This window comes from uncultured Streptococcus sp., from assembly GCF_963528215.1.
GTDB lineage: Bacteria > Bacillota > Bacilli > Lactobacillales > Streptococcaceae > Streptococcus.
Genome location: NZ_CAURVL010000001.1, coordinates 171866 through 186678, shown reverse-complemented (window position 1 = coordinate 186678; position 14813 = coordinate 171866). Strand labels below are relative to the sequence as shown.

The 14813-nt window shown below is 45.1% G+C and carries 14 protein-coding genes; 6 read left to right on the top strand and 8 right to left on the bottom strand.

What is annotated here, in order from left to right; genetic code table 11:
* Nucleotides 1-322 (top strand): VOC family protein (locus RWS24_RS00875; protein ID WP_314364620.1); only part of this gene is annotated, 322 nt, incomplete at its 5' end.
* 134 nt (nucleotides 323-456) lie between these two features.
* Here RWS24_RS00875 and RWS24_RS00870 read toward each other — a convergent pair.
* The 4 genes from RWS24_RS00870 to RWS24_RS00855 all read right to left on the bottom strand — a co-directional run bounded on the left by RWS24_RS00870 (nucleotide 457) and on the right by RWS24_RS00855 (nucleotide 3496).
* Entirely contained in the window at nucleotides 457-1332 is an 876-nt protein-coding gene (locus RWS24_RS00870) for a cysteine ABC transporter substrate-binding protein (RefSeq protein WP_111676494.1), read from the bottom strand.
* An 88-nt stretch (nucleotides 1333-1420) separates the two neighbouring features.
* The gene (locus RWS24_RS00865; RefSeq protein WP_111676492.1) at nucleotides 1421-2170 is read right to left on the bottom strand and encodes an amino acid ABC transporter ATP-binding protein; all 750 of its coding nucleotides are present in this window, start codon (nucleotides 2168-2170) and stop codon (nucleotides 1421-1423) included.
* Nucleotides 2171-2178: 8 nt separating this feature from the next.
* Nucleotides 2179-2856, bottom strand: coding sequence for an amino acid ABC transporter permease (locus tag RWS24_RS00860; protein ID WP_002911195.1), 678 nt, complete (start codon nucleotides 2854-2856; stop codon nucleotides 2179-2181).
* Nucleotides 2816-3496, bottom strand: a complete 681-nt coding sequence (locus RWS24_RS00855) for an amino acid ABC transporter permease (RefSeq protein ID WP_049539304.1) — start codon at nucleotides 3494-3496, stop codon at nucleotides 2816-2818. The genes RWS24_RS00860 and RWS24_RS00855 overlap by 41 nt, the downstream gene beginning before the upstream one ends.
* A 265-nt stretch (nucleotides 3497-3761) precedes the next feature.
* On the opposite strand from RWS24_RS00855, the gene RWS24_RS00850 reads away from it, so the two are divergent.
* Entirely contained in the window at nucleotides 3762-5201 is a 1440-nt protein-coding gene (locus RWS24_RS00850) for a 6-phospho-beta-glucosidase (protein ID WP_314364614.1), read from the top strand.
* 95 nt (nucleotides 5202-5296) lie between these two features.
* Here RWS24_RS00850 and RWS24_RS00845 read toward each other — a convergent pair whose 3' ends face one another.
* The 4 genes from RWS24_RS00845 to RWS24_RS00830 form a co-directional block, all read right to left on the bottom strand.
* Nucleotides 5297-6244: an alpha/beta hydrolase gene (locus RWS24_RS00845; protein WP_314364613.1), complete on the bottom strand. Its 948-nt coding sequence runs from the start codon at nucleotides 6242-6244 to the stop codon at nucleotides 5297-5299.
* A 395-nt stretch (nucleotides 6245-6639) separates the two neighbouring features.
* A complete protein-coding gene (locus tag RWS24_RS00840; RefSeq protein WP_314364612.1) occupies nucleotides 6640-7305 on the bottom strand; it encodes an HXXEE domain-containing protein in 666 nt (221 codons plus the stop codon).
* A gap of 16 nt (nucleotides 7306-7321) precedes the next feature.
* Nucleotides 7322-9100, bottom strand: a complete 1779-nt coding sequence (locus RWS24_RS00835; RefSeq protein ID WP_314364610.1) for a serine hydrolase domain-containing protein — start codon at nucleotides 9098-9100, stop codon at nucleotides 7322-7324.
* Between the two features lie 17 nt (nucleotides 9101-9117).
* Nucleotides 9118-10899, bottom strand: a complete 1782-nt coding sequence (locus RWS24_RS00830; protein ID WP_314364608.1) for a serine hydrolase — start codon at nucleotides 10897-10899, stop codon at nucleotides 9118-9120.
* 260 nt (nucleotides 10900-11159) lie between these two features.
* Here RWS24_RS00830 and RWS24_RS00825 point away from each other — a divergent pair, with 260 nt between their 5' ends.
* The 4 genes from RWS24_RS00825 to RWS24_RS00810 all read left to right on the top strand — a co-directional run bounded on the left by RWS24_RS00825 (nucleotide 11160) and on the right by RWS24_RS00810 (nucleotide 14731).
* Nucleotides 11160-11840 (top strand): response regulator transcription factor, encoded by a 681-nt coding sequence (locus tag RWS24_RS00825; RefSeq protein WP_004189959.1) that lies wholly within the window; start codon nucleotides 11160-11162, stop codon nucleotides 11838-11840.
* Nucleotide 11841: 1 nt separating this feature from the next.
* Nucleotides 11842-12717: a sensor histidine kinase KdpD gene (locus RWS24_RS00820; RefSeq protein ID WP_125406034.1), complete on the top strand. Its 876-nt coding sequence runs from the start codon at nucleotides 11842-11844 to the stop codon at nucleotides 12715-12717.
* 453 nt (nucleotides 12718-13170) lie between these two features.
* A complete protein-coding gene (locus tag RWS24_RS00815) occupies nucleotides 13171-14004 on the top strand; it encodes a CPBP family intramembrane glutamic endopeptidase (protein ID WP_314364604.1) in 834 nt (277 codons plus the stop codon).
* A gap of 109 nt (nucleotides 14005-14113) precedes the next feature.
* Entirely contained in the window at nucleotides 14114-14731 is a 618-nt protein-coding gene (locus tag RWS24_RS00810) for a helix-turn-helix transcriptional regulator (protein WP_314364602.1), read from the top strand.
* Nucleotides 14732-14813 lie beyond the last annotated feature (82 nt).

Here is a 14813-nt window from a genome sequence, read left to right as displayed (position 1 = left end):
CGTTTCAGATGTTCCCCAAGTCTGTGCTGACTTGGAGCGTATTTTGGATAAAAAGGCAGACTATGTTGACGACAGTTTTGCTCAGTTCACGATTGGCAGTCATTGTCTCATGTTGTCCCAAAATCATTTGATTCCTTTGGAAAATTTCCAGTCAGGAATCATTCTTCATGTCGAGGTTGAGGATGTAGAGCAGAACTACCAACGGTTGAAAGAGCTTGGTGCCGAGATTTTACACGGCCCAGTTGTAACTGATTGGGGCACGGAATCTCTGCTAGTTAAAGGTCCTGCTGGTCTAGTAATTGATTTTTATCGAATGAAATAGGTCTGTTAAAATAGAAAAAACGCATAAAATCAACTGATTACAAAAGTGTTGATTTTATGCGTTTTTATGTGAACTGTTCTTATATTTCGGATAGAAATTGAGTTTTTCCAACTTCTTGCTCTATATCAGCAGGTTTATTTAACTTCCCCGCCTTCAACAACTAGGTCGTCAGCCTTAGCAGCTTCGCCGTATGTTGGATGGAGAGTTTCTTCATAGGCCTTGTGGAAGAAGTTTTCTTTGCCGAGTTTATTGATTTCGTCGTTGATATAGTTGAGTAGCTCGGTATTGCCTTTCTGCACAGCTGGGGCAATGGTATCTGGATCACCTAGCGAAGTGATGCCGACTTCAAAGCCTTTGTTTTCCAGCGCCCAGGCTAGGACTTCAGTATTGTCTGTAGAAAAGGCGTCGCCGCGGCCGTCCAGCAGGGCTTGGTAAGCATCGCTGTACTGATCATACTTTTGCAGCTTGATATTTGGATAGTTCTTTTCAAAGTAGGTTTCAGCTGTGGTTCCCTTGGTGATGATCAGGGTCTTGCCTTCCAACTGCTCAGGCTTGGTGATAACTGAGCCCTTTGGTGATACGACTCCGAGAGATACTTTCATATAGGGCAGGGCGAAGTCAACTTGTTTTTTCCGCTCGTCTGTGACAGTGAAGTTGGCTAGGGTAATATCGACCTTGTTGGAGATTAAGTATTCGGCCCGGTTGGCAGCATCTACAGGCACATACTCTGGCTTAACCCCTAAATCTTTGGCTAGTTGGTCGCCCAGATAAATGTCATAGCCTTGATATTTGCCGTTGTTATCTACATAGCCGAACGGTTTCTTGTCGCTGAAAACCGCAATGCGGAGCTTACCACTCTTTTTAATTTCCTCTAGGCTGCGGGCCTTGACCGTTTTGCTGGAAGCTGCGTCTTTGTTACCAGCATCTTTCTTGCTGGAACTGCCGCAAGCGACAAGGAAGAAAGCCAGAGTAAGGGTTGTTAAAGCAAAGATTGTTTTAGATAATTTCATAGGAGACTCCTTTATAAGATATGGGAATGGGAAGAAAACACAGAGCTACCAAAGAGCAGCCACATCAGTGGTGGGGTAGGCATAACTGTCAGCCTAGATGGCTGAAGTCAAAGACATTGAGAAATTCCTGGGCTCGCTGGGTTTTGGGTTGGGTGAAGAACTGCTGGGCGGTATTTTCCTCGAGGATACCACCTTGGTCCATGAAGATGATCCGATCGGCAATGGCACGGGCGAACTGCATTTCGTGGGTCACAATCAACATGGTCCGGCCTTCCTCAGCCAGGTCATTAATGAGCTCTAGCACTTCGCGGACCATCTCGGGATCCAGCGAAGCAGTCACCTCATCAAAAAGGATGATTTCTGGGTGCATGAGGAGCGAACGGACGATTGCTACCCGTTGCTTTTGGCCGCCAGACAGTTGGCGAGCAAAGCTGTGCTTTTTATCAGCCAGGCCGACCCGCTCTAGCAGGCTTTCAGCTTCCTTGATGACCTCGTCCTTCTTGCGCCCTTGAGCTTTTATGGGACCAAGAATTAGATTTTGCAGGACATCCAGATGGGGGAAGAGCTCATAGCTTTGAAAGACCATGCCAATCTTCTGACGAACGAGATGGAAGTCCTTTTTTTGACTGAGGATGGATTGGCCGTCTAGCAAAATATCGCCAGACTGGATGCTTTCAAGGCCGTTGATGCAGCGAAGCAGGGTCGACTTGCCGCAGCCAGATGATCCTAGGATGACCACGACCTCTCCTTTTTGGACAGAGAGAGACAGGCCTTTAAGGATGGCATTACTGCCGAAAGACTTGCGAATGTCCCGTAATTCTAAAATGATTTCCGACATGATGTCCGTTACTCCTTCCAGATGGTTTCCAAATAAGAGGATAGTTTAGAAATGGGAAAGCAGACTGCGAAGTAAAGCAGCAGAATGCAGCCATAAATCCAAAAAGCAGCAGAAGGGATAGACAGACGATTGCTGTCAATGATCTGCTGGCCGACCTTGACGACCTCGATGACTCCGATAAGGACGATGAGTGAGGTTGTCTTAATCATCCGCGTGATTAGATTAATCGCCTGCGGCAAAAGCCGTCGCAGTACCTGTGGGATGATAATGTAGACATAGAGCTGGCGCTGCGACAGTCCCAGTGCCTGACCGCTCTCAAACTGATGCTTGGGCAGGGAAGTGATGGCCCCCCGTACCAAGTCACCCATCTCCGCCGTTCCCCAAAGAGAGAAGACTATAATGGCTGAAAGCTCACCAGAGATATTGATGTCGAAATTTCTGGCTAAGCCAAAGTAAACCAGAAAGAGCAGAACCAGCTGGGGCATGACGCGGATAAACTCTAGATAGGCTCTGGACAGAAAGCGCACGACTTTTGACTGCGAGGTCATGATGATGCCAAAAATAGTCCCTAAGATAAGGGAGATGATGACCGAGAGGATGGAAATACCAATGGTAACGCCCAACCCCTGTAAGATACGTAAGAAATTATTCCCCTGAAAGAGAACTTGAATGCCCGAATCCTGCACGCCGCAGCCTCCTTTCTATCCAGCTAAAGCCAAGTGAAATTGGCAGCAAAATAATCAGATAAGCGATGACCAACATGAGCAGAGCCGTATCTGTCTCGTAGTAAAGGCCAATCAAGTCCTTAGCTACAAACATTAGGTCTGCCAAGGCAACAGCTGAAAATACTGAGGTTTCCTTGATTAAAAAGATGACATTGGCACTAAAGGAAGGCAGGGCAATAGCTGCAGCCTGAGGCAGGATGACATAGTAGAAGACTTGTACTGGTCGCAGGCCGATAGAGAGTCCGACCTCCCTCTGCGTTTGGCTGACTGCTTCAAGGCCGCTTCGGAAAGACTCAGCCATATAGGAACCACCCAGAAAGATTAGCCCAATCGTCGCACAAGCCTCAGAGGACAGAACGAGTCCAACACGAGGCAGGCCGAAGTAGAGAAAGAAAAGCTGCAGCAACAGCGGCGTATTGCGGGAAAACTCGATATAGGCGGTTGCTAGCGACTTCAAAATTGGAATCTTGTAAAAGCGAATCAGACTGACTAAGAATCCGACAGCAATTGATCCCAAAATTCCCCAAAAGGCTATGAACATGGTTAAAAGAAAGGCCTCTTGATAGAGGGGATAGTAATCACTGACGACGTCCCAGTTCACGGCTCTCACTCCTTAAACACTTGATGTTCCTAGTTTAGCATAGATAACAGACCTTTAGTAATATGTATTTTTTATCGCACTGATAAGGAAAATCTATCACTGGTCTGAAGAGAAATGCTAGGTTGGGGGTTTGTTATTTCAGCTGTGAAATCAATCGGTCATAGAATAATATTATTATTCGACATTATGTTATAAGTTTTTTAGATTTTACTTTGTTATACTATAAAGTATAGAAAATCTTTTATCTTACTAAGGAGGCAAAAAGATGACCAAAAAACTGACTTTTCCAGATGGTTTCTTGTGGGGCGGAGCGACAGCTGCCAACCAGTGCGAGGGCGCTTATGATGCGGATGGTCGCGGGCTGGCCAATGTAGATGTGGTGCCGATTGGTGAGGATCGTCTGGCCATCATCACGGGTAAGAAAAAGATGTTTGACTTTGAGGAAGGCTATTTCTACCCAGCCAAGGAAGCTATTGACATGTACCATCGCTTTAAGGAGGACATTGCCCTCTTTGGTGAGATGGGCTTTAAGACCTATCGTCTGTCCATTGCTTGGAGCCGGATTTTCCCTAAGGGGGATGAGCTGGAGCCCAATGAAGCTGGCCTGAAATTTTACGAAGACCTCTTTAAGGAATGCCACAAGTACGGTATTGAGCCCTTGGTGACCATTACTCACTTTGACTGTCCCATGCACTTGATTGAGCAATATGGTGGTTGGCGAAATCGTCGCATGCTAGAATTTTACGAGCGTCTCTGCTGCACTCTCTTTACCCGCTACAAGGGATTGGTCAAGTACTGGCTGACCTTCAATGAAATTAACATGATCCTCCATGCACCATTTATGGGGGCGGGGCTCTGCTTTGAAGAAGACGAAAATGAAGAACAGGTCAAGTACCAAGCGGCCCATCATGAGCTGGTCGCGTCAGCCATTGCCACCAAGCTGGCTCATGAGATTGATCCAGAAAATAAGGTCGGCTGTATGTTGGCGGCAGGGCAAAATTATCCTAATACCTGTCATCCACGTGATGTATGGGCTGGTATGGAGGAAGACAGGAAAAACTATTTCTTCATCGACGTGCAGGCGCGTGGTGAATATCCCAACTATGCCAAGAAAGCTTGGGAGCGCGAGGGTATCACTGTCGAAATGCCAGAAGAAGACCTGCAGCTGCTCAAGGAGCATACGGTGGACTTCATTTCCTTCTCTTACTACTCTAGCCGGGTAGCTTCGGGCGATCCTAAGGTCAATGAACTGACGGAGGGTAATATCTTTGCTTCTCTCAAGAACCCTTATTTGGAAGCTTCTGAGTGGGGCTGGCAGATTGATCCGCTGGGCTTGCGTATTACTCTTAATACCATCTGGGATCGCTATCAAAAGCCTATGTTTATCGTGGAAAACGGTCTGGGTGCAGTGGATACTCCGGATGAAAATGGCTATGTGGCTGATGATTACCGGATTGACTATCTGGTAGCTCATGTCAAGGCCATGCGGGAAGCCATCAATGAAGATGGGGTAGTGCTTTGGGGCTACACGACCTGGGGCTGTATCGACCTAGTATCAGCCGGCACTGGCGAGATGAAGAAGCGCTATGGCTTTATCTACGTGGACCGGGACAATGAAGGAAAGGGAACACTCAAACGTTCCAAGAAAAAATCCTTTGACTGGTACAAGGAAGTCATCGCGACTAACGGAGCATCTGTGAAATAGGAAAAAGGCTGAGATATGAATGTCTCAGCCTTCTTTAAGTATGTATTTTATAGGAACTTTAGTCTAACTGAAATTTAAATACTTTACAAGATTCATTATTTCAAGAATTCCTTTATTTGCTGGGCGATTTCCTCTGGCTTTTCGTCATGGATATAGTGGGATCCTTCTAATGTCACAAGTTTGGCTTGGGCATTCTGCGCTACAAACTCTTCCTCCAGCTTGGGAGCTTCTCCGCCTTTCTGGACAGCCGCAAAGATAAGAGTCGGAATCTGCGGCACAGGTTCTTTATTAATCGTTTCAACATTTTTCTTCCGATTCTTGACTTCGTTCATGACCGCCTGGGTGATTGACCGCTGGTGGAACAAGGCTTTAAAGACAGCTTTTTCCTGATCATTGAGAGCCCCAGACTTTATGGCCGGGCTGCTATTTTCATCAAAGAAAATCGGCAGGCGAGCCAAGCCTAGCATTCTCCCCATCTGGATAGTCTGATAAGAGCCATAAAATTTCTGCTGGTCGGCCACCTCTGTATGAGGCATGGTCATATCTAGCCCGATAATAGCTTCTACTTCTTCTGGGTAATGATTGGCCCAGTGAATCGTTTCTAAACCGGCAATCGAATGTGGTACCAGGACATAAGGACCGGATATCTTAGCAGCTTTGAGGGCCTTACGTGTCTGCTCCACTTGTCTATCCAATGAGCGGTCATCGTTTCCATCATCGCTGTAACCATAGCCCAGACGTTCTACCACGACGATACGATAATCATCCTCCAGCTTGGAATAAAGAGCTTTGAAATCCAGAACCGGAGCATTGGTGCCTAGACCTGCTAGAAAAACTAAGGTCTTCTTGCCCTTGCCGGCAGTGTAGACATTAAGCTTCTTACCCTCTACCTCGACTAGCTGACCAATCGGCTTCTCAATGAGCTTGCTTTCCTGAGCTATTTGAAAGCGGTGATAGAGAAAGATAGCCAATAAGGCCAGAGCTAAGAGTCCTACCAGCCAAGTGATTGTTTTAAGGATAAATATAAAGATTCTTTTCAACATAGGGATTCCTTTCTGTTCATCATATTTTAGACTCGCATACTTTTATTTATAATCTTTACTCCAAGCGGTCATATCGTGATTTACACTAAAAGCGAATAGAAGTTTAATCAGGTAAAGTGATAAAAGAGCTGTCATACTGATTGGCAATTTACTGTAACTAATAAGAAGAATGCATCCCAACCCCGCCATAGAAGCACCAGTTAATGCTTGCTCCCTGCAATCTTTCAGTAGTTCTCTAACAAACATTAGATATGTCTGATTGGTCGCAAGGCCAAACTTAAAATAGCAGAATAGAACTAGGCCACTTTTTGATTTTCGGTGAGCATTAGTCACTCAGTTATGCCTTCGACGTCTCATAGAATTTTTGAAGAAGATTATGAAAAAAGGAAGAGAACTCAGTTATTTTCTCTTGCGATATATTTTTCATAATAGCGGTTGCTATCAAAAGGATAAGGAGTCTCTTTTGACTTGAACAGTTGCTCAGGGATAAGAACGACACTACTTACAAGAACTGATCCACTGATAATGGCTAAAATGATTATTGGCAAACTGGGGAGATTTGTAGGATACTGGCTCAGAACATAGTAGAGAGCATGAAGCGTAAAGACAACCGCCGTCGCAAAACCTGGGTTATAAATGGTTCTTTTTCCTACTGTACGAAAACGTCGGTACATACTGAACCCAAAAATCAGGTGGCCAATCATTTCAAAAAAGCAAAAGATAAGATTCCAGATGACAATGATCTGATTGACACCGTAGAAAAGACAGACAATACCAATTAATTCAGCTAACATAATAGTCAGCATATCAGAAAATTGATTCATAGGATAGCAATCGGGCTTTCGAGAGCGCCGAAGCATGTTGTAGTTATAATGAAAACCGCCAGGAAATCTCCATTCCTCTAGACAGTGCAAAGGGAGCATGACATAGATTATAGCGACAAATCTGCTTCCAGCATCTAGTGTAGTCCAATGTGTGATAAGATATAAGAGAATACCGATTCCCATAGCAAAGAGAATGGGAATCCAGATTTTTAACCAAGCAGAAATCAGTTTGAACATAACAAGACCTCATTTATCAAAGTACCCACCACTGGTAAAGAGACCAGTAAAGGATATTAGCGACCACTGCCAAAGCAGATAGACTAGTCATGGCCGTCAGGAAGAGGCGGCCCTTGCTGAGCTTTTCTCTGGATTTTCTGAAGAGCGGCAGCAGAGCAGCAGTGGTTAGCAGGAGTCCCAAAGCAGCAAAGAGCATGTAGCGCCAGGGAGCTAGAGAATTGAGATCATCTGACATCAAAGGTATCATAATCATTAGCAGGTTTAGGGGAACAGCCAGAATACCAAGAGAAGTCAGTAGATTCCAGACCTTCCAAGTGCGGTCTGTGGGCTCAACCGTTTTTCGGGAAATCAAGCGATAAACTCCTAATAAAAGGTTGGTGATGATCGTTCCAAAACTATAGACAATTCCAAGGATGCCTAATCCTAAGATGATATAGTCTTTATAGAAGTCAAAAGCAGAGATTTTCTCATAGTCTACCACAGCGACGGGAATTGTAATCTTTCCCTTGCTCTTATAGATGGTCCAAAAATTGGTACTCAAGATTCGGTTCTGAGCAGGATTGTCAATCTTTTCTATTGAGGGCATCATGAGTCTTAGAAAGGACAAGGGACCATGGAGAAAGGTACGTGGAGAACGGTAGTAGCCTGGTGTAAACTGCTTTTGGGTATCTTCGTCAGCTGTTTTACGTTTTCCGAAAACCAGTTCAGGCATTTGGTAGTTGTAATTCTCTTCCATGCTTTGATTGGTCATGACTATGTAGCCGATGCCACTTTCCAAGTCTAGCATGAGACGAGAGCTGAAACCATCAGTATTGCCGCCGTGGCCAATGATGCTGACTCCGTATTCATTGATCCAAAAACCGTGGGCATTGCGAGCAATGTCTGTACCTGGATAAGTCGAAGTGGGATTGTAGAGGGTATTCCAAGTTTCTGGACGTTCAAAGAGAACCTTGCGCCCCAGCAGAGCCTGAGCAAATTTCTGTAAATCCTCCAAGGTACCGGCTGCTTGGCCAATTGAGTAGAGACCATATTCATAAAAAGCTGTCCCTAGTGAATTTCCCTTTGTATCATAGGCCTTAGATTCTTGGCGTTTTTTCTGAACATAAGGATTATCAGATAAGTTCGGTAGGAGAGCTGTCTTGTCCATGCCAAGCGGCTGGAAGATATGCTCGTGGGTATAGTCAGCAAAGGTCTGACCGGAAATCCGCTCGACAATCAGAGAAGCGAGTCCAGCACCATAATTGGAATAAGAGGTTACTGTTCCAGGTTCGAAGGACTGGACAGGCTGGAGCATGCGTAGATTTTCCTCTATATTTTTATCACCTTTTGTGTAAGACAGAGATTCATCAAATCCCGTCTGATGATTCATGAGATCCAACATAGTGATAGCTTTGTCGAAGTGCAGATTTTTAAGAAAATTCTCTGGCAGGTAGGTCTTGATATCTTCCTCTAGGTCAATCTTTCCTTGTTCCCAGAGTTGCATGACAGCTATCCAGACGGTTAGCTTGGTCACAGAGCCCCAATCAAAGACGCTGCTGTTGTCAGCTTTGATGCCTTTTTCTTTATCCATATAACCGAAGTTGCCTTGGTAAATGGTGCTATCCTTGTCAAAGACTGCTGTTTCCATAGCGGCAGTCGTCTTTTCATGCTCCTTGACATAGTCTTCGATTTTCTGGCCGATCTGGTTCCGTTCGATACCAGATGGGAGTTTCTGTTCTTCAGCCAGTGCGGTAATTGGTCGAAAGAGTCCTATAGTCAACAGAGTTAAAAGGATTAGGGGAAATGTTTTTTTCATAGCTGGCTCCTTTCATATTAGAATACCCACCACTGATAGAGGGACCAATAGAGGATATTAGCGATCACTGCTAAGGCAGATAGGCTAGTCATGGCCGTCAGGAAGAGGCGGCCTTTGCTGAGCTTTTCTCTGAACTTTCTGAAGAGAGGTAACAGAGCGGATACGGTTAGCAGGAGTCCCAAGGCAGCAAAGAGCATGTAGCGCCACTGAGCGATTTCGCTGAAATCTCCTGAAGTTGCTGACATGAATAGCAGAAAGAGATTGATTGGAACTGCCAAAATACCAACAGCTGTTAGAAGGTTCCAGACCTTCCAAGTGCGGTCTGGCTGGTCTTGTTTCTTGCGAAAGATAAGTCGATAGGCTCCTAGAAGCGGGCTGATGAGGAGCAGGCCGAGGGCGTAGATGATACCAAGTCCGGCCAAGCCTAGAACAACATAGTCTTTAAAGAAATCAAAGTCAGAGACTTTCTCATAGTCTGCGACAGCCACTGCGATACGGGTCTTGCCTTGGCTCTGATAAATGGTCCAGAAGTTGTTTGGCAATCGCTGATCGTCAGATGGTTCCTGTAAGTAGTCTGCGGAGGCTGGAATCATTTTAAAGATAGCTAGAGGGCCTTGATTAAAGTTGCGCAGAGTGCGATAATAGCCAGGACTGAACTGCTCTTGGGTTTCCTTGCTGGCTGTTTTACGTGGCCCAAAGACGAGCTCTGGCATTTGGAAATTATAATTTTGCTCTGCACCTTGATTGGTCATGACGACATAGCCGATACCGTGTTCCAAGTCCAACATTATCCGTGAAGTAGAGCCAGCTGTATTTCCGCCGTGGCCCAACACAGTAGTACCGTATTCGTTGGCCCAAAAGCCATGAGCATTGCGGATGATATCCGTGTCAGGGTAGGTGGAACTGGCAGTATAGAGGGTGTTCCAGGTCTCTGGGCGATCAAAGAGCGTCTTGCGAGCCAGCAGGGCTTGGGCGAACTTCTCCAAGTCTTTAAAGGTACCAGTAGCCGCTCCGGTAGGATAGATGCTAGTGATGAAATGGTCCTTGCTCAGCAAGTTTCCTTTAGTGTCGTAACCCTTGGTTTCTTGACGCTTTTTCTGAACGTAGGAATTGTCTGATAGGTCCGGCAAAATAGCCGTTTTATCCATGCCCAGTGGTTGGAAAATATGCTCATGGGCATAGTTGGCAAAGGTCTGACCGGAGATCCGCTCGACAATCAGAGCAGCTAAGCCAGCACCGTAATTTGAATAAGCTGTGACTGTACCGGGTTCAAAGGACTGAATAGGTTGTTGTTCTTTAAGGATTTCTTCGATACTTTTATCGTCTTGTAGGTACATGGTTACCTCATCAAATCCTGCCTGATGACTCATCAGATCCAGCATGGTGATAGGTTTGTCATAGCGGAGATTTTTGAGGAAGCCCTCTGGCAGATAGGTGCGGATGTCTTCTTCTAGGTTAATCTTGCCTTGTTCCCAGAGCTGCATAACAGAGAGCCAGACGGTCAGCTTGGTTACAGAGCCCCATTCAAAGACGCTATCATCATCGGCCGTGACCCCTTTTTCCTTATCCATGTATCCAAAATTGCCTTGATAAATGGTACCGTCCTTGTCAAAGACTGCCGTTGCCATGCCGGCTGTTGTCTTTTCATGTTCCTTGACATAGTCTTGGATTTTCTGGCCGATCTGGTCACGTTCGATGCCAGAGGGCACCTTTTGAGCCTCCTCAGCCAGTGCAGTAGCTGGCCGGAAGAGTCCTAGAGTTATAATCGTTAGAAGCGTTAGAATAAATGATTTCTTCATGCGATTCTCCTTTTTTCCTTAGCCCTCAAGGGCGAAAGTAATACTTCTAAAAACGATTTTGCAAAAAATTTTAAACATTCTGAGTCTCCTTTTTATAGCACATACATTTCTTATTTCTTTCTATTTTAAAGTTCAATTCTCAAATATCCTTCAAGTAATTCTAAAATATTTCTAAAGTTTTTCGAATAGTCCATCTTTTATTGACTTAGCCTCTTATCCTTGCTACACTAGTGATAGGAAATTTCTGGAGGCGAGTGTTTATGGCTCATATTTTACTCATCGAAGACAATAGTGATATTCATGAAATTCTAAAAGATCTTTTTCAGAAGGAACACACGGTTTATTCCGCCTATTCGGGGACGGAGGGCATTTCTCTGTTTGAGCGGGAGGAGATTGATTTGGTCCTTCTGGACATCATGCTGCCGGGGAAGAATGGCGATGAAGTGTTGAGGGAAATTCGCAGCAGCAATGCTACGGTGCCGGTGGTCATGCTGACGGCCCTTGGGGAGAAAGCGCTGGTTAGTCAGTACCTGTTGAATGGTGCTAATGATTATATCGTCAAACCTTTTAACTTGGATGAGGTTTTTGCCCGTATCACCGTGCAGCTGCGCAGCCAGCAGGCTTTGTCTGGCGAGGAAGAAGGCCAGTCCTTTAAAAATATCCGTCTGCTCAAGGCTACCTTTGAGGCGGTCTGCGGTGAGAAAAGCGTCCGTCTGAGCAAGAAAGAATATCATATCCTTCAGCTCTTGCTCCGTCATCCCAAGAAGATCTACACCAAGGAAGAGCTCTTTGAGCAGGTCTGGGAAGAGAGCTATCTGCCTGGGGATAATACCCTGAATACTCACCTCAGCAATCTACGTAAGAAACTGGCTCAGTTGGATCCAACAGAGGAATACATAGAGACTGTTTGGGGACTAGGTGTCCGGCTTAAGGAGGACTGATATGTTGGTGTTAGTCATTTTATTTGCCCTTATCAGTCTGTTTCTGGCCATTGGTTTCATACGCTATCATCTGGCGGTCAAGGATGTGGCTCAGCAGATTCGTCTGAAGCGGCAGACAGGGAGCCAGAATCGTCTGGCTCCTGCTGCCCATGCCCCCAGTATTTTGGAATTGACAGAGGAAGCAGAGTTGCTCTTTAGGGAGCTAGATAAGACGACCTTTGTCGTCCAGCAGGAAAAGAAGACGCTGGATATGGCTATCAGTAATATCGCCCATGATATCCGCACCCCTCTGACCATTGCCAGCGGCTATACCCAGCAGCTGCTGAAGGATGATAGTCAGGAAAGTCAGCAGTTAATCAAAATTGCAGATAGTCTGGGAATGGTGTCCAAACGGCTGGAAGCCTTGATGGAGTATCGCCGGCTGATGGAGGGTGCCATTCGAGCCAATGTCCAGCCGACAGATATATCCCAGCTGGTAACCCAGCAGCTTTTTACTTATTATGACGCCTTTCAGAAAGCCCAGATTGACCTGCAGGTAGAGCTGGCTGAAGGTCTAGAGCTAGAGACAGACCCAGAAATTTTAGAGCGCATTGTCCAAAATATGATAAGCAATGTCCTCAAGCACGGCCGTAAGGCCGCCAGCATTTCTCTGAAAAAAGAGGGCGAGCATTGTATCTTTACCGTCAAAAATATCGTCCAGCAGCCTATCCAATATCTGGATAAGCTGACCAATCGCTTTTACTCAGAAAACCTATCCAGCAGCGAGGAGTCTTCTGGTCTGGGGCTTTATATCACCCAGCAGTTAGTCGAAATCCTAGGCGGGGACTTGACAATGAAAGCCGAGGACGACTGGTTTGAACTAGTTGTGACTTTGTAAAAAAGACTTGAAAAAGCAAAATAAGGAAGGCTCAGCTCTATCAGCTAGCCTCAAAATCCGCTCATAAACCTCAGCTAATTTTCGAATTGGCTGAGGTTTATTTTTAGATTAAATCGAAGAAAGGTATGATAAATATGCCTTTTGTTTTGTGATCTGAAAAGCTAGTCATATTAGCGAGGTCATTTTACCAGTCAAAGTGAAAAATCAGCTAACTGCTCTAAACCCTTGATATAACTGATTTGCAACTGACAGTTGACAATGATTCCAAGTTCAATCACTCAAAAAGCAACTAGATTTTTTCTTTATTCCAAGTCCAGTCGCTAGAAAGGCAACTGGCTTTTTTGTTAATCTGAAAGCAGAAACCAAGTTTTTGATTTCGGAATGAACGAGTCGCTGTCTTTGAAGATTTGGATCAAAAACTTGAGTTTAATTATATTATAAGGAGGTATTCTCATGAATACAGAAACATCTATCAAACCACAACCAAAACTAATTTTGCCGTTCCTGGCTTGGAACTTCGGCTGGACATGGGGATTCTGGCTATTGGACATTATCCTCAAAAACCTTTGGCCAGACAGTCCACCTACAGCCTATCTAGCTCTTGAAGCTATTCTAAATGGCATTGCTATGTTTGGGCCTATGCTGGCCAGCCTGATTGTACTGAAAAAGAAAGGTTTTAAGGCTATTTGCTCCTATCTCTTTTCAGGCAAGAAAGAGACCTGGCTCTACTTGCTAATCTATGGTGGCTGTCTGACTGCCCTCTATGCCTTAGCTTCTGGCGGCAAGCTGGTAGACGGCGCTTTAGTAAGCTTTCCTTGGTTTTTTATCTATTGTATTGTCCTATCGGGCGGGATTGAAGAATTCGGCTGGCGCGGCTTCCTACAGCCGGCCTTAGAGAAAAAGTTTTCTTTCTTTGTCTCTACTTTGATGACCGGTATCATTTGGGCCATCTGGCATATTCCCCTTTGGTTTTACGATCGCTTTTATGATCGAAGTCAGGATCTTTTCCCAGTTTTTATCATTTTCAGTATCCTTCTATCTTTTTGGCTTGCAGCTCTGTATAAGAAGACCCAGTCTGGCCTTGCTTGTAACATCTTTCATGCGCTCTCCAACACCCTCATCCCGACTTTTGTTGGGATAGCTCAAGCTAACAATCAATTGGATTTCTCTCAAGTCAATCCCTTCTTTTACTTTGGAGGTGTGATTCTCCTGACGCTTTATAGTATCTATCTCTGGTATCGGACGGATAGGGAGGAAAAAGCTCTTCCGTCTAAAGAAGAAATCTAGCATTTTATGAAGAGGTGACAATCAGACTTTGCAGTCTCTCCGCCTTGTGCTATAATAAGTGTCAATGAAAGAAAGTATAAAAAATAAGAAAGATTAGGTAAAACAATCCATGAATCTATCAGACAGAATCCAGTACCTGCGAAAAGCGCGGGGCATTTCGCAGGAGGGGCTAGCCGACCAACTCGGTGTGTCCAGACAGGCCGTTTCCAAGTGGGAGAGCGAGCAGAGTATGCCTGATTTGGATAAGGTCATTTCCATGAGTGACTATTTTGAGGTGACCACAGACTATCTGCTCAAGGGAATTGAGCCTGTAGTCCAAAAAGAGGAAGAGCAGTCAATCAAGTACAGGAGAATAGCCAGTAATATTTGCTATCAGCTCTCTCTTGGCTTTATCGGTCTGGGCATCATCCTCTCCATTATCCTAGCTGATTTTCTCAAGATCAGTATCTTGCTAACGCCGGTGCTGATTGTTCAGGGAGTAGGGCTGCTGGTGTGGGGAACGGGCCGCAATCTATCCGAGGTAAGACCTTCTTTTCAGGTTAAGCTAGCCTTGATTTTATTCTTGCTCTTTGTTCCCCTCGGATTTCTATCTAATGTTCTTTTTCCTCTGGGCAAGATCTTTCCATATCCGACCAGTCTGGCAGCTAGTCTTGCCTTTGTCACTTTCTACCTTATCCTAGGAGTCTGCATCAGTTTGTTCTTTAAAAAGCAAGATTGGAAGCAGTGAAAGAAAGCCGATAAAGCCGGCTAGACCAGAAAGGGTGAAATCCGCTCATCATCCAATTAAAATCCGCTCAAAAAAACTCAGC